Annotated in this window: 18 protein-coding genes; 4 read left to right on the top strand and 14 right to left on the bottom strand. The window is 47.0% G+C overall.

What is annotated here, in order from left to right; translation table 11 throughout:
• Window positions 1-588: 588 nt before the first annotated feature.
• Window positions 589-1,272 (top strand): hypothetical protein, encoded by a 684-nt coding sequence (locus L1076_RS16595; RefSeq protein ID WP_237304057.1) that lies wholly within the window; start codon window positions 589-591, stop codon window positions 1,270-1,272.
• A gap of 465 nt (window positions 1,273-1,737) precedes the next feature.
• Here L1076_RS16595 and ahpF read toward each other — a convergent pair whose 3' ends face one another.
• The 3 genes from ahpF to L1076_RS16580 form a co-directional block, all read right to left on the bottom strand.
• Window positions 1,738-3,306: an alkyl hydroperoxide reductase subunit F gene (gene ahpF, locus L1076_RS16590; RefSeq protein WP_005374617.1), complete on the bottom strand. Its 1,569-nt coding sequence runs from the start codon at window positions 3,304-3,306 to the stop codon at window positions 1,738-1,740.
• Between the two features lie 335 nt (window positions 3,307-3,641).
• On the bottom strand, window positions 3,642-4,199 hold the full coding sequence (gene ahpC, locus L1076_RS16585; protein WP_005374632.1) for an alkyl hydroperoxide reductase subunit C: 558 nt from the start codon (window positions 4,197-4,199) through the stop codon (window positions 3,642-3,644).
• 305 nt (window positions 4,200-4,504) lie between these two features.
• Complete coding sequence (locus L1076_RS16580; protein ID WP_237304056.1) at window positions 4,505-4,963, bottom strand: MarR family transcriptional regulator; 459 nt, start codon at window positions 4,961-4,963, stop codon at window positions 4,505-4,507.
• Between the two features lie 137 nt (window positions 4,964-5,100).
• Here L1076_RS16580 and L1076_RS16575 point away from each other — a divergent pair, with 137 nt between their 5' ends.
• A complete protein-coding gene (locus tag L1076_RS16575) occupies window positions 5,101-5,523 on the top strand; it encodes an organic hydroperoxide resistance protein (protein WP_237304055.1) in 423 nt (140 codons plus the stop codon).
• 77 nt (window positions 5,524-5,600) lie between these two features.
• Here L1076_RS16575 and L1076_RS16570 read toward each other — a convergent pair whose 3' ends face one another.
• Window positions 5,601-6,698: a YdcF family protein gene (locus tag L1076_RS16570; RefSeq protein WP_042600224.1), complete on the bottom strand. Its 1,098-nt coding sequence runs from the start codon at window positions 6,696-6,698 to the stop codon at window positions 5,601-5,603.
• 298 nt (window positions 6,699-6,996) lie between these two features.
• Complete coding sequence (locus L1076_RS16565; RefSeq protein ID WP_237304054.1) at window positions 6,997-7,896, bottom strand: AraC family transcriptional regulator; 900 nt, start codon at window positions 7,894-7,896, stop codon at window positions 6,997-6,999.
• Between the two features lie 184 nt (window positions 7,897-8,080).
• Between L1076_RS16565 and L1076_RS16560 the strand changes: the two genes are divergently transcribed.
• Window positions 8,081-8,944 carry an AraC family transcriptional regulator gene (locus tag L1076_RS16560; RefSeq protein WP_237304053.1) on the top strand — a complete coding sequence of 288 codons (864 nt, stop codon included), beginning with the start codon at window positions 8,081-8,083 and terminating at the stop codon, window positions 8,942-8,944.
• A gap of 91 nt (window positions 8,945-9,035) precedes the next feature.
• Entirely contained in the window at window positions 9,036-9,623 is a 588-nt protein-coding gene (locus L1076_RS16555; RefSeq protein ID WP_237304052.1) for a GNAT family protein, read from the top strand.
• Between the two features lie 111 nt (window positions 9,624-9,734).
• On the opposite strand, the gene L1076_RS16550 is transcribed toward L1076_RS16555, so the two are convergent.
• The 9 genes from L1076_RS16550 to L1076_RS16510 form a co-directional block, all read right to left on the bottom strand.
• A complete protein-coding gene (locus tag L1076_RS16550; RefSeq protein ID WP_004746427.1) occupies window positions 9,735-10,001 on the bottom strand; it encodes a DUF2999 family protein in 267 nt (88 codons plus the stop codon).
• Window positions 10,002-10,067: 66 nt separating this feature from the next.
• Window positions 10,068-11,420, bottom strand: coding sequence for an MATE family efflux transporter (locus L1076_RS16545; RefSeq protein WP_237304051.1), 1,353 nt, complete (start codon window positions 11,418-11,420; stop codon window positions 10,068-10,070).
• A gap of 84 nt (window positions 11,421-11,504) precedes the next feature.
• Window positions 11,505-12,368 (bottom strand): helix-turn-helix domain-containing protein, encoded by an 864-nt coding sequence (locus tag L1076_RS16540; RefSeq protein WP_033004822.1) that lies wholly within the window; start codon window positions 12,366-12,368, stop codon window positions 11,505-11,507.
• Window positions 12,369-12,467: 99 nt separating this feature from the next.
• A complete protein-coding gene (locus L1076_RS16535) occupies window positions 12,468-13,592 on the bottom strand; it encodes a lipocalin-like domain-containing protein (protein WP_237304050.1) in 1,125 nt (374 codons plus the stop codon).
• Entirely contained in the window at window positions 13,592-16,117 is a 2,526-nt protein-coding gene (locus tag L1076_RS16530) for an ABC transporter permease (protein ID WP_237304049.1), read from the bottom strand. The genes L1076_RS16535 and L1076_RS16530 overlap by 1 nt, the downstream gene beginning before the upstream one ends.
• Entirely contained in the window at window positions 16,104-16,814 is a 711-nt protein-coding gene (locus tag L1076_RS16525) for an ABC transporter ATP-binding protein (protein WP_237304048.1), read from the bottom strand. Before L1076_RS16525 ends, L1076_RS16530 begins: the two co-directional genes overlap by 14 nt.
• Before the next feature lie 225 nt (window positions 16,815-17,039).
• Window positions 17,040-17,285 carry a DUF3297 family protein gene (locus L1076_RS16520; RefSeq protein WP_005374689.1) on the bottom strand — a complete coding sequence of 82 codons (246 nt, stop codon included), beginning with the start codon at window positions 17,283-17,285 and terminating at the stop codon, window positions 17,040-17,042.
• Between the two features lie 197 nt (window positions 17,286-17,482).
• Window positions 17,483-20,602, bottom strand: a complete 3,120-nt coding sequence (locus tag L1076_RS16515; RefSeq protein ID WP_237304047.1) for a hydrogenase expression protein — start codon at window positions 20,600-20,602, stop codon at window positions 17,483-17,485.
• A 519-nt stretch (window positions 20,603-21,121) separates the two neighbouring features.
• Window positions 21,122-21,508 carry a hypothetical protein gene (locus tag L1076_RS16510; protein WP_237304046.1) on the bottom strand — a complete coding sequence of 129 codons (387 nt, stop codon included), beginning with the start codon at window positions 21,506-21,508 and terminating at the stop codon, window positions 21,122-21,124.
• Window positions 21,509-21,549: the final 41 nt, after the last annotated feature.

Genomic DNA, 21,549 nt, shown 5'->3' with positions numbered 1-21,549 from the left:
CAACCCCCTCCAACTCCCCCTTTTCTCGACATGGTTTGCCAAGCATTTGAATGCGGTTATCAAGGGGGAGAGTGTCCTTTTCTGCTGTGAGCTCAATGTTTCCCACCGTCATTCTGAAGGAGCCTAAGCGATTATTCAGAATCTGTTTTCAGCGCGTTGTGACGTTGCGTTGTGAATTGAATTATCCGCAAATGCAGAACCAGTCCCTCCCCTTTGTTCTCGGAGTGTTGAGAGCTTTGGAGTTTGACATAAGGGGAGGTTAGGTGGGGTTGTTGGTTTGAATCTGAATGTTGGGTTCGATGCTTACAACCCCCTCCAACTCCCCCTTTTCTCGACATAGTTTGCCAAGCATTTGAATGTGGTTATCAAGGGGGAGAGTGTTCTTTTCTGCTGTGAGCTCAGTGCTTTCTCTCCGTCATTCTGAAGGAGCCTCAGCGATTACTTAGAGTCTGCTTGAAGCGTACTGTGATACTGGTGTTTTGATGTTTTGATTAATTGAAACATTTGACGGAACTTAATTTGACCTAATTTGGAATTCGCGTGTACTTTGATGAGTAATAGGAAAATTGAAGTAAAGGGTGAACGTAATTGTTTGACGAAGAGCAGAAAAAAGCAGTTATGCGAGCATACACTTTTGCGCATGGGATTGGAAAAGAACACATTCGATATCTAGAAAAAAATAGATCAAGCAATGCACTAGCAATGTTAGAAGAGCTGCGATCAGAACATACACCAGAAGAGTTGAAAAAGTGCGTTTTGGACTTGGCGATTGAATATCATTACTGGAAAGCCCCCTCGTCCAACTACGGTCTGATTCCCCATTTGGAAGATATAGAAACTGAATTAAGAAGTCTGATAACGAAGTTTGAGTCATTAAAAAATACGGCTCCAAACACCTTTGATGAGATTGCTTATTTGATGCATTCACCATATGTACGGAGTGGTGAATTTAAAACCAATACGTTTACGTACTATGACCCTCAGATAGAGTTAAACCATCTAACTCGGGCTGTAAGTATCACTAAGAGTGACGTACAGAAAAAAGGACGGGCAGCCAAAAAAAGAGGCTTTTATTGGAAGCGAATTGAACGAGTATGGCAGCAGATAACATACCAGTCCCCGCAAAGCGGTCAAAGCAGTGGATTTATTAAGTTCTCTGAGATGGTTTTCAACTCCGGTAAAAGTTCTGAAGATAGTTTTGAAAGTGCTGAAGCCCTGAGTAAGGATTATCGAAGGTACCTAGATGTAAAACGCTTAAAGGAAAACATCTAAGTTGCTTGGACAAAAAAGGTAAAATTATGACTTCTCTGTCCAGAACAATTAGTTCTTGTTGCACATAATGTCCGTACAAACAATGTAATGGAGGAGTTTATTGTGCTTCTAGAAATTCGAACAAAAACAGTGTGTATAAAATTTTCTTGGAAGACACTAAGCGTGGTTGTTATAGCTGGGTTATGTATGTACTTGGATCTACCGTTACCTTGGCAATATCCCTAGCTAAAAAATACTAGGTTTATGAAGATATCTCAGTCTCTAAACGGCAGTAATCCAGTATCATCGAGTCAAGAAAGCCCCCCAAAACCAAAAAAGCCAGCAGTTAATACCTGCTGGCAAAGTCTTTGGGCTTCTAGGATTTTTGATTTTATTTCTTGTTACTCATCGCTGTCACGGTGCCCCGATTGGTTTTCCGGGGAAGAAAACACAGCACCGTGCGCTTTGTGCTCAAGAAATTGGAGATTAGCCTTGCTTACGGATTAGGTAGTCAAATGCGCCTAAGCTTGCTTTTGCACCTTCACCCATCGCAATGATGATCTGTTTGTAAGGAACGGTTGTTGCGTCACCGGCTGCGAACACACCTTCTAGGCTAGTATCGCCACGGCTACCGACTTCAATCTCGCCGCGCTCAGATAGCGCTACTTCTGAATCTTTTAGCCATTCTGTGTTTGGTACTAGACCGATTTGAACAAAGATACCTGACAGTTCAATCTCTTTGATCTCATCTGTGTTGCGGTCTTTGTACTTCAAGCTTGTTACGCGAGTACCGTCACCTACAACTTCAGTAGTTTGCGCCATCGTAATGATGTCTACGTTTGGTAGTGAGTTCGCTTTGTCGATAAGCACTTGGTCTGCGCGAAGTACGTCCGCGAATTCAAGAACCGTTACGTGTTCTACGATACCAGCGAGGTCGATAGCGGCTTCGATGCCTGAGTTACCACCACCGATAACTGCAGTTTTCTTACCTTTGAATAGTGGACCGTCACAGTGTGGGCAGTACGCGACACCTTTGTTACGGTACTCTTGCTCACCCGGAACGTTCATTTCACGCCAGCGTGCACCAGGGCTAAGGATTACACTCTTACTTTTCAGCGTTGCGCCACTTTCAAGTTGGATGTGAATCAAGCCGTCTTCTGTGTGTGCTGCGCCCATTAGCTTCTCAGCTTGTTGCTCAGTCACGACGTCTACGTCGTATTCTTTTAGGTGTTCTGCTAGGTCTGTTGCCAGTTTTGGACCTTCAGTGCGTTTTACCGAAATGAAGTTCTCGATTGCCATGGTGTCCATAACTTGACCACCAAAACGTTTAGCAACAACGCCAGTACGAATACCTTTACGAGCGGCGTATAGAGCAGCTGCGCTACCACCAGGACCACCGCCGACAACAAGTACGTCATATGGGTCTTTTTCGCTTAGTGCTTTCGCGGCTTTCTCGCTCGCGCCATCATCCACTTTGTTTAGGATTTCAGTCAGAGACATACGGCCTTGACCGAATAGCTCACCGTTCACAAATACGCTTGGTACGGCCATGATGTCGCGTTGTTTCACTTCATCTTGGAACAAACCACCGTCGATCATGGTTGCTTTTACTTTCGGGTTGATCGCCGCCATCATGTTGAACGCTTGAACCACGTCCGGACAGTTTTGACACGACAGTGAAATGAAGATTTCTACGTCTAGATCTTTGTCTAGTGCTGCGATTTGCTCAATCACTTCTGGTTCTAGTTTGATTGGGTGACCGCCAGAATGAAGCAGTGCCAATACTAGAGAGGTAAATTCGTGACCCATTGGCAAGCCTGCAAAGCGTAGTGCTGTGCCTTTTGCTGGGTTAGTTACCGCCATCACTGGTTTACGTGCGCTTGCGTTGTCGTCACGTTCAACGGTGATTAGGTCGCTCATCTCTGCGATTTGGTTCGCTAGAGACAAAATGTCATTCGATGCTTTGCTTTCATCTAGACTAACCACTAAACGAACTTCTTCTTTTACATTAGCCAGATATTGTTTGAGTTGTTGTTGGATCGCTTGGTCTAACATAGTTGTTACTACCTTAATTAAATAGTTACCAATCAAAACAAGTATTTGTTCATTCTTGCTAGCCAAAATCGTTGATAACTGCGTTATAGATTTTGTAGTTAGGGGAACTAGCTATCGAAAATCTATGCCTGGTTCTAAACGATTTTTTCTACGCAATTACTGCACACCTACTTATTCAGATAGGTAATAAAAAGTGGTTACTGTAGATAAAACCTGAGGGGGAGAGAGCAAATCAGGCAGAAGGTCGTCAAGGTATCTAACCTGAAGTGCTCTCTAATTCAGTTCTAATCAGAAAAAGGAAATCGGGAACTGATTAGAACTTAAATTTCAGTGGCTTAGATTTTGCCAACTAGGTCTAGTGATGGAGCTAGCGTCTCTTCACCTTCTTTCCATTTAGCTGGGCAAACTTCGCCTGGATGCGCTGCTACGTATTGAGCTGCTTTCACTTTGCGTAGTAGGTCTTCTGCGTCACGACCGATACCTTCAGCAGTGATTTCCATTGCTTGGATAGTACCTTCTGGGTCGATTAGGAACGTTGCACGGTCTGCAAGACCTTGACCTTCACGCATCACACCGAAGTTGTTTGTGATGTTGCCTGTTTGGTCGCCAAGCATGTAGTACTGAATCTTACCGATTGTGTCTGAGCTGTCGTGCCATGCTTTGTGAGTGAAGTGTGTGTCAGTTGATACTGAGTAAACTTCTACGCCACGTTTTTGTAGCTCTTCGTAGTGGTCTGCTAGGTCGCCCAGTTCTGTTGGACATACAAACGTAAAGTCTGCTGGGTAGAAGAAGAATACTGCCCATTTACCTAGAACGTCTTGTTCTGTTACTTCAACGAATTCGCCGTTTTTGTACGCTGTAGCTGCAAATGGTTTGATTTGAGTATTAATCATAATTTACTTTCCTTTGAATGTTTTAAGCTGAGCTGTTGTTGCTTTCGGAAAGTATATTCTCATCGGAGTGTGTTTAAGGAAAATCGCTTGTAACTATCCTATTGATAGCCATTTCCTATTTCACTTGATAGGGAAATCCGATGTAAGTGAGTTTGCTTTGATAGGTTTTATTGAAGATGAAGGCGGATTAGCAATGGAGAATACTGATGATGTACTGAAGTAGATCGTCTGGCTAAGATCAAAAGAGCCTGCATCTCGGCAGGCTCTTTCTAATAGGAAGTGAGGAAGCGGATGCTTCTATTTTGCTAGCTCAGATTGTCGAGCACTTTGCCACACAGCTTCTTCAGCATGATCATTTCATCCAACTCTAATGTGATTTTGCACATCATGGCGTTTGGCACCGACTTGGCTTGTTCTTTAAGTTTACGACCTTGCTCGGTTAGATTGAGTACGCGAACGCGCTCATCGGTTTCACTGCGACCACGCTCTACATAGCCTTTTGCTTCTAAGCGTTTAAGCAGCGGTGTGAGTGTGCCTGAGTCCAAATGCAGTTGTGATCCCAGCTCTTTCACGCTGGCACCGTCTTTCTCCCACAACACCATCATCACTAAGTATTGCGAATAAGTCAGATCAAGCTCGTCCAACAACGGGCGGTAAGCTCGGATCACTGCATTTGCTGCGCTGTAGAGCGGGAAGCAAACTTGGTTTTCGAGTAAGAGTTTATCGTCGTTGGTCATGGTGTTGTCGGTGTAACACTGGCTCATTGGCGTTGCCTACCTGCTCACGGAGAAAGAGAGTCATAAAATAAATTGTGCACAATATAGTTGCAAACTATCTTCACTTCGATATAAGATTGCAAGCAATTAAATTGCGCACAACTTAAATTAAGAAGGACACTCGCATGACTACTCTATACAAAACTCAAGCTACCGCTTTGGCTGGTCGTAATGGTCAAGTAAAAACTGATGACGGTCTTCTTGATCTAGAACTGTCATACCCGAGAGAAATGGGCGGCACAGGCGCAGCAACTAACCCAGAACAGCTTTTCGCAGCGGGTTATTCAGCGTGTTTTTCTAACGCGATTTTGCACGTAGCGCGTGAAGGTAAAGTAAACCTGAAAAGCGCACCCGTAACAGCGGAAGTGGGCATCGGTCCTAACGACAACGGTGGCTTTGCACTAACAGTGAGCCTAGCGGTAGAGCTAGACATGCCACAAGAACAAGCGCTAGAGCTAACGCGCATTGCACACCAAGTTTGCCCATATTCAAACGCAGTTCGTGGCAACATTGATGTGGCAGTAACGGTAAACGGCGAAGCAATTTAAGCGGTTTCAACCACTGCACAAAGACAAGAAAGCCTGCAAGTACGCAGGCTTTCTTGATTGGTATGAGTCGAGAATACTTAACGCGACTCTAGCGGGTAGGAACGGTAGCTCCACATGCCGTAAGTACGCAGTGCATCGCGGTAGATACCAAGCAGCTCACTATCGCTGGCTTTGGCTAAGTCTTTCAGTGGCTTATCTGGGTAGCTTACGGTGTCGAAAGTGATGCCTTGTGGGCCAGTTTGCCAGCTTGCGATTTCAAACAAGGTTTGACCACGGCGCACATGGCTCGCGGAACTGATGATGGTCGCGTGTTTGATGTTATGACGCGCCAACGCGTAGCTGCTGAATAGGGCGTTACCTACCGTGCTGGTGGCGTAGTTTTCTTCAATGATGCGATCTTTACTGATGCCTTTTTCAATCAGCCAATCCGCCATTAACTTGCCTTCGGTTTTGTGGTTCTTCGGTACGCCGCCCGTCAATACGATCAACGCGTCTGGGTTTGCTTTCGCCATGGCTAACGTGGTTTCCAAACGCTCAACTAAGATCTGGTGCATAGAACCATCTGGGTTCAGCGCGTATCCCAATGTGACGATTGCACCTTTGTCATCCAATTTGCCTTTGTCGGCTTTCTCTTTTAGTGGTGTGGCGAGCACGCGGTCTACGGTGTCGAAGATGCGTTGGATGTCTGCGGCTTTACCTGCATTGAGCTTAGTGAGCGTCGCCATGTGTTTTGCTGATTCTGCTTGGTTGCCCTCAAAGCGTTGCCACACTGCTAAATAGGCGTGCAAATCCACATCGTCTGGCGCAACAGAAAGGGCTTGTTCAAACAGTTCAATCGCGCGGTCTGCATTCTTGTTGTAGATCTGCGCGTTTGCTGCAGATATCAGTAGGTCAGTGCGGTACGGCTCAAGTTTGTAGGCTTCTAGTAAGCGGTCGGTAACAATCTCCATATTGCTCGGCATTTTGGCGGTAAAACCCGCATGCGAGATACGCGCAGGGGATTTGAATGCCTGTACCGCGTCGTTGAGAAGTTGGTCGACAACCTGACGTTTGGTGACGATCTGTGAGTAGTCGGCGGAAGATTGGACGGCAGCATCGTTAGCCGCGATAGAGTATGGGGCAGCAGTCAGCGCAATCACGCTACCAAGAGCAATGGCAAGTAAGTTCTTCTTCATGGAATGTCCTAGAGGTGCTGTAGTACCTAGTTTTTATTGTGCCTAGCGTTATAGGTCGAACGGGGTCGATGGGATTTTTTCAGTCTAGGTTCGCTTCATGAATAATCTGTGAAATGAATCCCAACTCAGCCGAGCGAATGAACGCGCGTGGTCAAAACGCGAAGTAGGATCACGAAAATATTGAGGTGTTCGTTCGTGTTCTAAGTAATTGGATTAAAAGATAAACAGCGTTTGGAAGAACGAATTTAAGCAACCAGAGTAAGAAATGAAAAAGCCTGCAACGATGCAGGCTTTTGGTTTATTTGATCGCGGTGCAGAAGCTAACGTCTGCATGGTGCGTTTGTGGGTCGAAGCTGTGGTAAAGCTCGAAGCAAGGGCGGTCGTCGTTCTCAATACCGGATTCAATTACCTTGCTCATGACATCATCCCACGCTTTTGAGTATTGGCTTGGGTCAGTAATGTGCTGGCACATCACCGCATATTGACCGCCGGGGAAGTCTTGCAGCTCAATGCCTTTCGGAACTTCGGTATCATCTGGCACCATCAAGCAGATATCAGTGCGGCACTTCTCGTCTGGCGTGATTTCAGGATTGTCATGGTAGATGAAGATGCAGGTATTGCCTGCCAAACCTTTCATTCCTGCCCATTGATACAGGCGACATGACGGCTCTTCATAGCCTTGGCCGTAGGGGCCGTTTACGCGAATGTAAGCCAGTTTTGCTTTTTCAAAGTTCTGCGTTTCCATTGTCGTGCTCCATTTGGTGAGTTCAGAGCCAGTATATGAATCGCTTGGTGTCACTTCGTTTCCATTCTTGCGCAACGTGTGTCCAATCTTGCTGTTTCGTGCTAATTCAGAAAATTGCTGATAGTTTTCGCAGTCACGAAAGGCCGTAGGTGTAACGCCATAATGTTGTTTGAAGGCTTTGGCTAAGCTCTGTGAGCTAGAAAATCCGTACTCTAGGGCAATGTTTAATACCGGTTGCTTGGATTTGAATAAGTCATCGGCGGCGGCTTCTAAACGTAAACGTCGAATGAAATCAGCCAATGTCTCGCCTTGCACGGCTTTGAAGGTACGATGAAAGTGATAAGGGGAAAGGTTCGCCAGCGCGGCCACTTCTGGCAAGTTGAGTGGTTCATTAAAGTGTTGTTCTAAATAACGAATCACAGGAACCAGTCGTTGGTGGTAGTCGACGCGCATCGGGGGATTTCCTTGTTCTGTTCAGCTTGTATTCTCTGCTCAAAGCCTACCGCAATCCAACAAGCTTGCAAGGGAGTACAGTGAGAAATGCGTGGCGAGATGAGCGTCAATCAGTCACACTCAACGAACAGATGTTTAAGCAAAAACGTTGCGCTCATTATCTTTACTAACCGCTAGGACAATCATGATAGCTTGGAAACAGTCTCTGCCAGAGTACGAATGGCTCATTCATCAAATTTGGTACTTGGAAGTGCCAGAGGGTGAAGTCATTGACCCCAAGCCGCACCTTATCCCAAACCCGCGTGCTCATTTACTCTTTACGCCACCAGAGCAAGGCTACAGCTACGACACGGGAGACACAAAGCTTACTGGCAAAGGCTGCCATTTATTAACGGCTAACGAACACTTGCTGCTGTTGGAAGATACGGCTCCCATCAAGCGTATTGGTATCACCTTTCGCCCAGAGGGTTTATATGCCATTGAGTCACTTTTTAGTGATGTATCCCAAGTTAGCGCAATTAACCAATGCGAATGGTTTGATTGGCTCAACACGGCGTTTGATGTGCGCTTTCAACAAGGGTTATGGCTGCTAGAGTTGCAAGATTCACCGCAATGTTTGCTGAACTACATCAAACAACATCTAGATGCGTTAGATATCGAACCTTGCCGTACCAAACCGTTTTTGGCATCGAAAAAAGCGGTGTCCGTGATGGACGCTCAAGCGCTACGCTCACCTGAGTTAGCGATGGATATTGATGAGATAGCCAAACAGTGCGCTTGTTCTCGCAGAACGCTTGAGCGCAGTTTCAAGCAAGTGGTGGGGTTGAGCGTTAAGCAGTATCAACAAATGGCGCGTCTGGAGCAGATGATTTTGACTCTCTACAAGCAACAAGAAGCGATTGATTGGGCGAGTTTCTCACAACAATTTGGTTTCAGTGACCAATCGCATTTGATTCGTACCCTCAAACATCAGCTAAGAAAAACGCCGAGCAAATATCTGAAAAAGCGCGACTTAACCATCGATATCTATGGCGACTTTGAGTCGTAATACATTGCTAATCAGCCCGAAAGTTGTCGCAAAAATCCAATTTTTCTCTTATCCGCTGGGCTACTATCTTCAGCAGATAACGAGGTAACACATGTCATATCAAAAACTAAAACAAGGCGAAGCCATCCCATTTAATGAATCGTTGACTATCCAACTGATTCAAGGCTCTGATCTACAAGATATTATCGAGATGTTGAACGACGATAAGGTCAATCAGTATCTGTTCTTTGCACCTGCTGATAACAACCTGTATGAAGGCTTCTTTGGCCCTATTATTGAAAATACGGCACAAGCGATTAAAGACGGTGTTTGGTCAGATAGCCCAACGTTCGTGATTCGTGACCAACAAGGTCAGTACATGGGAATGTGTGCAGTGACCGCAGTGATGTTCTTAACTGGCAACTACGAAGTGGGTTATCAGTTACCTACTTGCGCATGGGGCAAAGGCGTCGCGACTCGCGCTTGCCAAATGATGACCGAGATTGGCTTTACTGAGCTAAACGCCCATAAAGTCAGTGCAGATTGCTACGCTTCTAATGCTGGCTCTTACAAGACGTTAGAGAAAAATGGTTTTACTCAGGAAGGCCGTCAGAAAGACTACTACAAACGAGAGCAAGGCTTTGACGACAAGCTCTACTACGGTATGACCGCAGAACAATTCGCGTCTTTAAATCGCTAATAATTAGCTGACAAAAAAGTAGCTAATAACAAATTAGCGAACAAAAAATGCCGTTAACCCACATGTTCGGGTTAGCGGCATTTTCTATATTCAGCGCTAAATGGCTAAGACTTAGTTGCCTTGGTTTTGGCTTTGAAGCTTCTCTTTTGCTTCTTCAACCTTTGAGAAATCCAATCCCAACTCGTCTACGGCTTCTTTAATTAGCGCAGGGTTTTGCATCACTTGCGCCATCAGCATTTGTAGTTTGTCTTGTGGCAAACCTAGTTGGCTGATTGTTGCCATTGCCGCTAGAGGGTTTTGCGTCAGAGTCTGAAAAATCTCGTTGATTTGCTCATCGCTGATGTTGTTCTCTTTTAGCAGCGCAATAATCGGGTTCATCGCATTTCCTTTTAATCACAGAATGAAATAGAACCCGAGTTTATCATTTGGCTGAGCTTGGTTGAACTAGGAACTTCTCGCCACGGAAGTTGTTAGCTCCACAGCGCGTTTTCGGTAGTTGAATAACATGCTCAAACTGATCACCGCAGTGAGTGTTTCTGCAAAGACAATGCTCGCCCAAATGCCGTCTTGCGGGAAGAACTTAGGTAGTAGCAATACACCTAGCGCGACAAACACAAACCCTCGGCATAAGGAGATGAGCGTCGCTTGTTTTGGTTTGGCAATGGCTTGGAACAGGTTGGCAATCACCATGTTAAAGCCCATCAAAGGCACACCAAGAAAGAAGAAACTGACGGCAGTTGAAGCCAATGTGATGAGACCATCATTGCTGCCAAGATACGCTGCGGCGATGTTTGGAGCGAACAGCCAAACAATACTCAAAAACACGCTTCCACTACCAATTGCGGCTTTTAATCCCAGCTTTAAGATGTCATCGATACGCTCAGGGCGCGCAGCGCCGTGGTTAAAGCTGATGATTGGCTGACACGCTTGTGCGATGCCGACCATGACAAACAGAGCAAGAACGCCAACGTTGGTGGTTAAGCCATAAGCGATGATATGGCTCTCGCCGAACTGTGTTAGCAACACATAGTTGAACAAAACGATGGTCATGGCAGACGTCACTTCGATAAAGAAGGTTGGAACCCCAATGCTGATGATCTCTTTGGTTTTGTCCAGACCAATGCCTTTCAAGCTTAACTCTAACGACCCTTTCTTACGTGCAAAGTGGCTAAGCAGAATCACCGCGATGACGACTTGAGAAATCGCTGTCGCGTACGCAGCACCTTTCATTCCCATCCCCATTTCAATAATGAAGATGTAGTCAAAAAACAGATTAGCAATCGCACCAAGTGACATCGCGTAAGTTGCCAGTTTTGGGTTGGCATCGTTACGCACAAAGCACGACAGCACCCACGCTAAGGAGTACAAAATAAAGAATGGCAGCAATACGACTAGGTAATCGTGAGCCAGTTGCGCCATGTTGCCTGAGGCACCCATAAAGGCGATCAATTCATCAAGCCAAGTTAACGCAGCAACCACTGTGATGGTGGAAAGGATCGCGGTAAGCAACATGGATTGGCTGAACCAAAGTTGGCTCGAATCCGTGTTACCTTTGCCGATTTCTATCGACATTTTAGCTGCGCCACCAATGCCAACCATCATGGCAATTGCGGTGAAAATGGAAAATGGCGGAATGATCAACGAGATCGCACCAAGGCCATCTGGCCCCACGCCCATGCCGATAAAAAAGGCATCGCCCATGATAAAGAGTGACTTTATCACCATGCCTGTTAACGCTGGCCACAGGTACTGATAAAAAGATTTTGAAATGGGATCAGTTTTGAGATTGATAGCCATAATGTGCAAATAAAACCCGTTTGTGGTGAATTGATTGGCGGGTATTATCAGTACATATCGGTGCGGCTAAAAGGGATTATCCGCCTATAGTGTTGTACTATCTACACATCTTAATCGGAATTCTGCGGGTGATTCGCTCATTTGCTTTCGGTAAAAGCGGCTAAAGTAAGCGGGATCGTCAAAACCTAACTCAAAAGCGATGGTTTTGATGGTTTTGGCTGAAAACACCAGATCGCGGTTAGCCTCAAGCATGATACGGTCATGAATCAGTTGGGTGACGGTTTTTCCTCTCTCGGCTTTTACAATTTCGTTGAGTCGTTTGCTGGTGAGGGCGAGCTTTGATGCGTAGAACTCACATTTTTTCTCTTGTTTGTAATGCTGGTCGATAAGCTCGACCAATTGCCCCACTCGCATGTCGCGCTGTTCGCCTTTTCGGTCAGAGGCTTTCGCATGGCGCAGTAAGTAGCGCAGAAAGCAATTGATGAGTGATTCCACCAACCCCCAGTCGCAGTCTTTTTCTCCCCGTTCACACTCTTGTTTTAGCATGTTAAACAGGGGCTCTAGATGTCGAATCCCTTCTTCGCTGCAATCGATGTAAGGAGGGCGGTCACTGTGAGTGGCAAAGACGCTTTCGACTAATTGCGTGCTGCGTTTGTTGGTTTCAACAAAGCCAGCAGCAAACACAAGTAAACGAACATTGTTACCCATAAACTCAGATAGGTGCACTTGCCCTGGCGCGATGGTAAATAAGCGATTAGCTCGGTTTTCATATTCGACAAAATCGATGCTTTGTGTGCCTTTATCTTCTTTGCACCAAACCAGTTCCCAATACTCGTGACGGTGAGGCTCCAGAAACGGGTCGTCTTCATCGTCAGTAATTTCAATCGCTCGGCAAGGCTGGCCGAGGATTAATCGCACTCTGGGAATGATCGGTTTGTTGCTGTTCATGATAACTGTCGAATTTGCTCTGCTGGTGGACCTATTTATTATGAATCGAACCACTGAAATTCTGCACGGATTTTTTACTTAGCCTCTCACTTAGAGGGTTTAATACCCTGTTAACTCCATATAACCAGTCCCAGAATGAGAGCCCTCAATACGTACTGGGCCTTCCCAATAAGGCACAGAAAGCGGCATTTTCGTGTTCGGGTTGAGAGCAGAAACGGTAAGCTCAATTTGCTGGTCAGGAATCGACACTTGCCACTGGGTTGGATACTTTCGCCCTTGGATTTCTGTTTGCTTAGTCGCCTTTAACTGAATGTTTTTTTGAGAAATGGCGATGCCAGAACCATCTTGCTGCATCAGCCTTGCGCTGGAGTAACTGGCTGCTCCGGTTTTGGAATCCCGCAATTGGAACACCACCAAGCTAGTCTTGTCACTCAACCTTAAGGCAAACCAGTCCCAGCCTTGTTGTGAGTCGAGTAAGAATTGCGAGCTCCACTCTCGGTCTATCCAACCTTTGCCGGATACTTGATGGGTTTCGCCGTCGATCGTGACTTCACCGGAGACTTCAATAAACGGTTGGCTGTAATAATACGAAGCCACCTGACCATCGGCACTTTTGGTGCTGTACCCTTGCTCGCCTTGCTTTTGATAAGGTGCGCTGCTGGTAAGGGTCAGCGCATAGCCAAACTGTTCGGAGTTCGCCTTCAATGTGGCAGGGAAGAGGTCGTTGGTTGAAGAGAGCCACTGCCAATCATCGAGATAAACTCTAAATGGTGAACTGTCAACGCCAGCGAGAGAGGCTTGATCGCGCGACCATTTTTCATCGGCGTAGTGTTTGTCAGCTGTCGTGACTGCGCTGTGCGCCATGTAGATTTGTTGAGCTTGCCACTCGGTTTTCTTCACGTCATCTTCACCCGTTGGCGGCGCAGCGGCAAAGCGAAATTGTGTCCACTGGACGCCAAGTGGAGTGCCGTCTTCATCAATTAAGTTAGCGGTTAAGTACCACCATTCATGACGAAAATCCGGGTGTGCTTGATGATCGGCAGGAAAGGTGAGTTCCACCCCTTTTTCTACGGGTGTGAATAGGTTGCTCTCACTTTGTGTGTCTCCGCTTCCCAGCAACGTGCCCATATTTTGCGTGCCCATATTTTTTTGTTGGGCATCTTCACAACCGAACAGGAATAAGCTGCTTATGAGTAGAGTAAGTTTGCTTGCTATTCGAACCATCACAATACCTCGCTTTGCAAACTGGACACGACAGGCTTACTGACCAATCGCCACAGCGGAATCAAGGTTGCGATCACTGCCACCAAGATGGTGATTGCCGCAATGCTAAGCGCATCACTCCAATTCCACAGATAATTTAAGCTCCAACCAAAAGCGCGCAAGGTGACGATGTCTGTCAGTACATAGCCAACCATGGCACCTAGGGGCAGGGCGATAACCAGAGTAAAACTTACCAGAGCGACGATCTGTCCGACCACCATGGTCATTAATTTACGACGACTAACACCAAGAGCGTACAGCCTTGCAATGGCGGCTTTGCGCGCGTCGAGCAACATGAAGCAAGCACTGAACAAACCAATCACGGCGACCATCAAAGTTACGCCGTTGAGAGCCCGCGTAATGGCGAAGGTCTGCGAGAAAATATCCAAAGCGATGGATTTGATTTGCGCCTGATCGTAGAGCTGACTTGGATGCAGATTCAATTGCTCGCGCAGTTGCTCGTAGACGATTTGTGGGTCACCTGAGACTTTAATGCCGAGGCTTGTTGGCAGGTCGGTAAAGCCACTCTCTTGCCATAACTTTGGTGCTAATAAGACTTCACCGTTAGGTGAGCCGTAATCATGGAATACCGCACCCACAAGTAGGTTCTTATTTGGAACGGCATCAAGCGTGAGCTCGCTACCCAGTGATAAACCCAGTTTGACCGCGGTTGGCTCACTGATAGCGACTAACTCACCTTGGTAAAAACGCTGCCAGAAGTTCTCCAAATGGGATTTGAACACCATGGTTTGTTCTAAGGTGTCTTTGTCTTTGGTGCCAAGCAAAATCGGTAAGCCTTGCAGGTTATCGTCGACGTAGTATTGCTTGTAGACGGTCTCAACCTTGTCGAACTGCCCTAATGCGCGCTCTACATCAGCGATTTCTCCTTGCGCAGGGCTGACGTAAATATCGGCGTGCAGCCTTTGTTCTAACCACTGTTTAAGGGTGGATTCAAAGCTACCAACTAGGGTGTTCATCCCCATATTGGCAGTAACGGCGAGTAGCAGTGCCATCATGGCGAGAGAAAGCGGAGAAATCAGCTCGCGCAACTCAGCAAACAGATACTGCATCAAACCGGAAGTGGTGCGCTTCCCACACCAATTGGCTAGTACGCTGAGTGTTTTGGGTAGATACAAAGGAATCGACACCACAAGCACGCCAAGCCACGCCATGGTAAATCGGTGGTGCTCACTCAGCCATAACCCTGCAAGTGCGAAAGCCGTCAACGCAGCACCTATCACGAACAATTGGTTTTCGTTAGAGGCTTCAGGTGCTTGATAAAAACCGCCATGAGAGGAAAGCGGTTGGCGCACTCGCTGTTTAAAGTGCTGCCAACACGCCAATAGGGTTGCGGCTAACGTGAGCAGCAATGCTTGCGCCCACCATTGCCACTGCCAAGTGCCGGGCAGCAGTGTCGCGCCATAAAGTTGTTCTAGAGTCAGTGCCACGGTCGGATGTAGCCAGTGGCTAAGCTGCATGCCCAATACAAAACCGAGGGAGGCGCCGGTGGTAACGAGAAGAGTGAGTTCAACTAACAGCGCAGAGAACACAATGCTAGGCGCGACACCCGCCTGTTGAATTTGCACTAACAGCCGATTGCGTTTCAGCAAGCTGTACTTGACGCCGTTGTAAGCAATGAACAACCCGACTAAAAACGCGAGTAAGCTCATTGCGGTGAGATTGAGGTGAAAGCTGTCGGTCAGCGAGCCAAGGTCTGTACTTTGATTATTGGAAATCCATTGCCCTTGATCGCCAATCAGCTTCTGCCATTTTGCTTGCGTGTCTTTATTCCCTTTATCACCCGAATGGAAAACCGCAATGTAACTGAGCTGTCCTTGTTTATTGAGCAGTTGCTGCGCAAAACCAATGTCCATTAACATTCGGCTACCTAACTGCCATTCGTCAGGTAGCACCACCACTTGGGTTGGAATGTCGTCCAGAGTTAGGGTATCTACCTCTCCTAAGTTTTGATGTTGAGATTGGCTCATCATCACGATTGGCTTGCCAGCTAAAAGCTCAGGTAAAGGTAAAGCGCTGTCGAACAAAGACACGTTCTGTTGGTTTTCTGATGACTTTCCGTTTGCAGAATACCGAGAACGTGAAGAGATAGCGGCAATCAACTCGCTACCTTGTACTGACCAGCGTCGACCTTGTTCGTCTCTCACTCGCCCCTCGATTACAGGTAGCGCTGCACTGAGCCCGTTTTGTCTAAGGTTGAAGTAGAGCGATTCAGGCAGATAGTTTTGCCCTGCTGGTGGAATAATTAAGTTCTGAGCTTGTGCGCTAAGCTGCTCGGTAGACTCTGCATAACTGCGTTGGGCATTGAGGTTGATGGCTTGTACCGCAACAAACAAGGTCACAGCCAGCACGATACCGATCAGAATTGCGGCGGCTTGCAGTGGCGCCTGCCGATAGTGCGCCGTAAACAGATTCAGGGCGAGTCGAGTATGAGTAAATCTGGTGTTTGATAGCTTAGCTTGCTTCATGGCGAAGCTCATGTTTGTTTTGGTGATGACTGTTCTGTAGCTGACTATTATCCAATCGCAGCCGTGTTTTCATAAACCCAGCGCAGTCAGGGCTGTGGGTGACTAACAGCACTGCCGTATTGCCTTGGGTGGTGATTTCACTCAGTAGTTTCATCACTTCCAAGCCCGCTTTTTGGTCGAGGTTACCTGTGGGTTCATCGGCGAGTAGAAGCTTAGGTTTGTGAGCCAATGCGCGCGCAATTGCTACACGTTGTTGTTGACCACCGGAAAGGGCAGAAACATGTCTATCGAGCAGTTGGCTGATGCCTAGAGTCTCGACCAAATAATCGCACCAGTCGTTCCATTTCTGTTGATTCAAATGCAGAGGGAAGGCGATGTTCTGCTGCACGTTGAGTGGCGTTAATAGATTGAATTGCTGAAAAATAACACCGAGTTTTTGGTGTCGAAATCGGCTCCATTGTGGGTCTTTCCAAGTCGCCGCGTTATCACCATCTAACCACAATTCACCATCGGAAAGTGGCTCAAAGCCAGCGATGATGTTGAGTAAGGTGCTTTTACCGCTACCACTGGCGCCCGTCAACGCAACACTCGCTCCGGTGTTCAACGTGAAGTCGACCCCTTCCAACACGCGATGTGTCTCTTTGCCATCGACAAAGCTTTTGCTGGCGTGTTTGAGTGTGACAAGTGGGCTTTCCATTTCCTCTCCCTGTATTAAAAAGGTGTTGTTTCTTTTGGCAATGGTTATTGCAGTTAGTCCTTTAGAAACTTTAGACAACAATCAGATAAAAACAGCGATTTACTTCGATTTCTTAATAACTTGTACTGAAAAGAAGAGGGAAGAGATTAAATGAGGAGGGATATGACAGGCATTAAAAAAGCCCGAGTCAAACTCGAGCTTTCAAAGATATTTAGCGTGGTCAGCTTACACGTAGTACGCTTCAACTTCGCCTTTAAGCTTGATTAGCATTGGGTTACCGAAACGGTCTTTTGCTTTAGGAGATGCAATTTTTACCCAACCTTCGCTGATGCAGTATTCTTCTACGTCAGTACGCTCTTGGCCGTTGATGCGAATACCGATTTGGTGCTCGAAGCATTCTTTGATGAAGAATGGGCTACGTGGGTTACCCGCTAGGCGATCTGGTAGAGCTGGTTTAGCTGTATCTGTCATGTTTGTGACCTTGAAGTCATTAAAAAAAGTGCGCCATTGTAGTCAGTGCAAGGCGAGTGTTCAAGAAATGTTGATGTGAGTTTGAAGCACATAACACCTAAGTCACCTTAAGCTTTGACCGTGACTCCCTTGCCTGATGATGTAGATACAAAGATACCGCCTGTTTCGGCGGTATCTCTTTGACCATTTAGGAATGGTTATGAACAGCTGTCAATCAACGTCCAACCAGCATAAGGGTCAGCCGGGGTCAGTGTCGAGTCTGTCCAACGGTCGGCTTGATACAAGTTGCCTTGGTAGGTCACTTGTTCGCCCGGTTGGTACTGTCTTTGCTCGAACTCTGGGATGTCGGCACAAATGCCATCACCGCCACCGCTGTTATCACCAACGACTTTCAATGAAGTTGAATCTGAGGCATTTAGCTCGCCATCAGAAACCTGCAATGAAATCGTGAAGGTGAGGTCTGGGTCTGTGACCGGAGCCGTTACCACTAACGTGTCGCTATTGGTGTCGCCGACAACCGTTAGGTCAGAAGGAACTTCCCATTGATAGCTAATCACATCACCATCCGGATCAGAAGCGTTAGCCGTGATGGTTACGCTTTCGCCGCTGTTCACCTGATAGTTCGGAGACAGTGAAACGCTTGGTGGATTATTGTCGACTGGTGGCTTATCGCCGCCGTCACCGCCCCAAATTGAGCCGTCACAATCGTTGCCAACCAAACACGTTGGGTTTTGTGCGTAAGCGTCGACTTTGTTGTCTAGCCAGCCGTTGTCCGTGCCGTTTGAGCCAATGGTAACGACCGCCGTAGTTGAGCCACCACCCCATAACAAGGCAAACACGTTGCTCTTCGGTAGATCTTGCATCGCGACATGAGACCAGTCGTAGCCCGCGTCTTTTTCTAGCAATTCTCGAACGTTACTCGCACCGTTGTACGTGGTTGGATTGAGCTGTTTGTCGAGTAGGCCAGTACGTACGTTGTTGATGTCCGTTCCGATGCGTGCATCACCCATAAAGTAAGAACCGCCAGACGCTTCATGTTCAACGTTGATCAATGTATTGCCTTCATCTTGAGTCGGCATGTGGCCACCTGGGATTTGCCAAATCATGGCCGGAGACTCAACGCCATCACTGATGGTTTTTACATACGATAGGTAACGTGTCCAGCTGGTGGCGTTGTACGCGTAGTTCGCGATCGCTTCTGAGCCGAAACCGTCGCGCTCATATTTGTCGAACACAATGTAATCTGGTTGGTAAGTGCCAGTGTAAACATCCAGCGAGTTGACGAAGTTCGCCACTTCTTGGCCTTTGTCAGCTGATTGGTCGTCGGTCTGGTGAATCCAGTTGGCAGAGCCTACCGCCCACAAGTTGATTTGCCAGCCGTAAGTTACGTCTTCTGCCAACCCATTCATGATGAAGTTGAGTGACGCAATGTAGCCTTTTAGTGTGTTCTCGAATTGAGGAACGGCCACTGGTGGTTGATAACCGTAAGTCGTCTTCATGTAATCCAACGCACGAGCGAGTTGGTCATTCACATTGACCGCGCCCGCTTGGTTTAGGTCGTCTACATGGCTTGGGTTTTTCTGTAGTTCACCTAAGAAGTCAGGGTTAAGCACAAACGACATTGGCGAGCTGCCATCACCAGCTGCGTACTCTTGCGCCGCAATGGCTTGAGTAATGAAGGTCGCGTAATGTTTGTAGAGCAATTCATCATCGACTAAGTCTGTCCAGCTTGCACCGCCACTAGCGTTTGCAGTGTAAACCACCATGACTGGCAGTACGTGATGGCCTGAAAGCTCTGAAGCGCTTTGTGCATTCGCGTAGGTTCTATGCAGCGGAAGCTCGTCTTTCGGCAGGATTACCCCCGGATCACCAGAACCACTCAAGCCAGCATACTTGAATATGGCGTTGACCTTGGTTGCGCCGATTTCATTGGTGGTCTGTTCGCTGTCGTTCGTCACCGTGCCGTTTGCTACGTAATCTGGGAAGCCTTTGACTGCAAGGCTCATCGCTTCGCGGAATGGCAGCGTCAGCAACAACGGAGCATCGCTTTGCGTGACAGAGACAGAATCATCCCCGTCATAGGCATAACGTGTGTCTCCAGCAAACACCGAATCGATTTGGATATCGTACTCACCCGGTTTAACGTCGTCAGGTAAGGTGAATGGCGAGCTACTAATCTCGTAGCTGTAGCGGCTAGATCCATCTTTCGCGACAAGGTTGAGCACAATTGGCATCGCTTCTTGAGGTAAGTTGACAATACTCGCTTGAACGGTAGTGAAGTCGTCACTCGCGATCGGCGTTTCAACGATGTTAGTGCTGATTTCTGTCGCCGTGTCTTTGTTGACCATTACATCGAGGTTGTCGCTCGGTTGGTAAAGCACGTTGTTCACCGTAATAGGTGAGTAGGAGAGATCGTATTTGTGGTTATCAAGCAGCTTGCTGATGTCGATCTCGCCGCCAAATGGCACCACTAGGCTGCGTTCAACGTCTTGCGTGCCTGCCGCTTTCACGGTGGCATCTGTGGTTAGGCTTGCCGTAATGCCATCCAGTGCAGGCATGGTGAGCGAGATGGTAGCGTAGTAGATAAACGCATCGTACTGCACGGAGACACTAGGCTGTGTTGCATCGCTATCGACAGTCACGGTTGAGGTTGGCGAGGAGGCGTGGGCAATCCCCATTTCGCTCGTTACATCTTGCGCGGTGACTTGATACTCGCCATCTTGGAGGTGCTCCAGAACAAAGCTGCTTCCCCACGGTACAGACACGGTCTCACTGTAGTTCTCACCCTCAACCAAAATCGATGCTGCGGCTAGGCTGGCATGTGGTGCACTTGGTGCCTGTAAGGTGATCTTGCCTTGAAGCGCAGGATCATTCTTGATGATCACCTTCTCGACATGCACGTCGTTTCCATCGATGTAATCACCATTGGTAGCATTAAGACCAAAGAAGATTTGAGCTGTTTGACCATCGTTTAGAATTTGTGACGTGCTGTCATGAGTAAAGACAAACGTATTAGGAGCAGGGCTGCTGACATTAAAAGGTGCGCCCCATGAGCTATTCACCGTCGCGTCTTTGTCTGAGGTAACCCAAATCTCTGCGTCCGCCAAGTCTAATTGCTGACCTGAGATATTCTTCAAATCGACCTGCGCTTGTGAGTACCACTGGTCAACCTGTGGCACGGTTATCGTGGCAGAGACTGACTCGCTTTGAGCGGCCGTTATGATGTTTTCTTGTGTTGCGCCGAGTGCAGAGGTGGCCATGATTGGGGAACCCATGAGCACCGCTGTTACCATCAAACTGATTGTTGTTTTCTTCATTGTTGAATCCTCATCACTTGCTTTAAAAAGCTAAGCGACTGTCCTTGTTGATTTTCTATTCGTGGGGGATTTCCGGCGAGGACTTCAAACACTAAGCAAACGTCACAAAGAGAGGGAAGCCCCTTGATCTAACCACTGCCGAAATCACTCATATTTTTTGCTTACATCCAGTTACAAATGAAAAGAAACAACTCAAAATTTGAAGGCCGATTCAGAAAAAAATCACCATATGCATTCAGGTTTATAAATTGAGCTAATTTATTGATTGGGATGAATATTGATGTCAATTATTGGTGACTAGAGTATTTACTTGGTTATTGCTTTTGGTTGGGTGGGAGAGCATTGTTGGGGCGAATAAAATGAATTGCTAATACGATGAGAAAAGTGGATCTTGAGCCCAAAAATAAGCTGCTACAGAGTCAGAATAAGCGGGATAAAGTGATAAATTGGATGGCGATTTTGGTGTTCAAAGCGGCCATCCAAGAGGTAAAAATCAAGAGCAAAATCGCCTTGAAAGGGTTAAGCGCGATAAAACTTACTGTCGTTGAAAACGTCACGATCACGCGGATCGTTCGATAGGAACATCCACATCTCTTTCATGCTTTGTTCAAAGAACTCTTCTTCAAACACCACCATAGAGCAATGTTCACCAAGCCCTGCCACGAACGGTTCGAATGCTTCAAATCCAATGTGTTCGATGTCTTCAATATCAATGAAATACAGCTTCTTATCGGTTCTTTGGTCGCTTTCTGCGGGTAATTTGCCTTTACCAAGTGCAGAGAAGTTAAGCTCAACAGTTAAACCCGTACGGTTTTGTTTGAGCTCATAAACCGCTTCCGTTTGCGCCATCACGCTGTAGTTCAAATCATCAAAGTAGCTCAGTGTTTCTTGCTTCATTGGGTGCATAAGTCTTCCATAAATTGTGCAGTTGAATCTGATGAGATTCC

Source organism: Vibrio sp. MMG023 (genome assembly GCF_021654215.1).
Lineage (GTDB): Bacteria > Pseudomonadota > Gammaproteobacteria > Enterobacterales > Vibrionaceae > Vibrio > Vibrio jasicida.
Note: the sequence above shows the minus strand (reverse complement) of the source record. Positions and strands in the feature narration are given on the sequence as shown.

What these genes read in the sequence shown, in the direction of transcription:
- L1076_RS16565 (WP_237304054.1), bottom strand. Translation starts at nt 7,896, where the DNA reads ATGCGCGTCGACTACCACCAACGACTGGTTCCTGTGATTCGTTATTTA.
- L1076_RS16520 (WP_005374689.1), bottom strand. Translation starts at nt 17,285, where the DNA reads ATGACAGATACAGCTAAACCAGCTCTACCAGATCGCCTAGCGGGTAAC.
- L1076_RS16550 (WP_004746427.1), bottom strand. Translation starts at nt 10,001, where the DNA reads ATGAACCCGATTATTGCGCTGCTAAAAGAGAACAACATCAGCGATGAG.
- L1076_RS16515 (WP_237304047.1), bottom strand. Translation starts at nt 20,602, where the DNA reads ATGAAGAAAACAACAATCAGTTTGATGGTAACAGCGGTGCTCATGGGT.
- L1076_RS16525 (WP_237304048.1), bottom strand. Translation starts at nt 16,814, where the DNA reads ATGGAAAGCCCACTTGTCACACTCAAACACGCCAGCAAAAGCTTTGTC.
- L1076_RS16575 (WP_237304055.1), top strand. Translation starts at nt 5,101, where the DNA reads ATGACTACTCTATACAAAACTCAAGCTACCGCTTTGGCTGGTCGTAAT.
- ahpF (WP_005374617.1), bottom strand. Translation starts at nt 3,306, where the DNA reads ATGTTAGACCAAGCGATCCAACAACAACTCAAACAATATCTGGCTAAT.
- L1076_RS16510 (WP_237304046.1), bottom strand. Translation starts at nt 21,508, where the DNA reads ATGCACCCAATGAAGCAAGAAACACTGAGCTACTTTGATGATTTGAAC.
- L1076_RS16560 (WP_237304053.1), top strand. Translation starts at nt 8,081, where the DNA reads ATGATAGCTTGGAAACAGTCTCTGCCAGAGTACGAATGGCTCATTCAT.
- L1076_RS16530 (WP_237304049.1), bottom strand. Translation starts at nt 16,117, where the DNA reads ATGAAGCAAGCTAAGCTATCAAACACCAGATTTACTCATACTCGACTC.
- L1076_RS16580 (WP_237304056.1), bottom strand. Translation starts at nt 4,963, where the DNA reads ATGAGCCAGTGTTACACCGACAACACCATGACCAACGACGATAAACTC.
- L1076_RS16555 (WP_237304052.1), top strand. Translation starts at nt 9,036, where the DNA reads ATGTCATATCAAAAACTAAAACAAGGCGAAGCCATCCCATTTAATGAA.
- ahpC (WP_005374632.1), bottom strand. Translation starts at nt 4,199, where the DNA reads ATGATTAATACTCAAATCAAACCATTTGCAGCTACAGCGTACAAAAAC.
- L1076_RS16545 (WP_237304051.1), bottom strand. Translation starts at nt 11,420, where the DNA reads ATGGCTATCAATCTCAAAACTGATCCCATTTCAAAATCTTTTTATCAG.
- L1076_RS16535 (WP_237304050.1), bottom strand. Translation starts at nt 13,592, where the DNA reads ATGGTTCGAATAGCAAGCAAACTTACTCTACTCATAAGCAGCTTATTC.
- L1076_RS16540 (WP_033004822.1), bottom strand. Translation starts at nt 12,368, where the DNA reads ATGAACAGCAACAAACCGATCATTCCCAGAGTGCGATTAATCCTCGGC.
- L1076_RS16570 (WP_042600224.1), bottom strand. Translation starts at nt 6,698, where the DNA reads ATGAAGAAGAACTTACTTGCCATTGCTCTTGGTAGCGTGATTGCGCTG.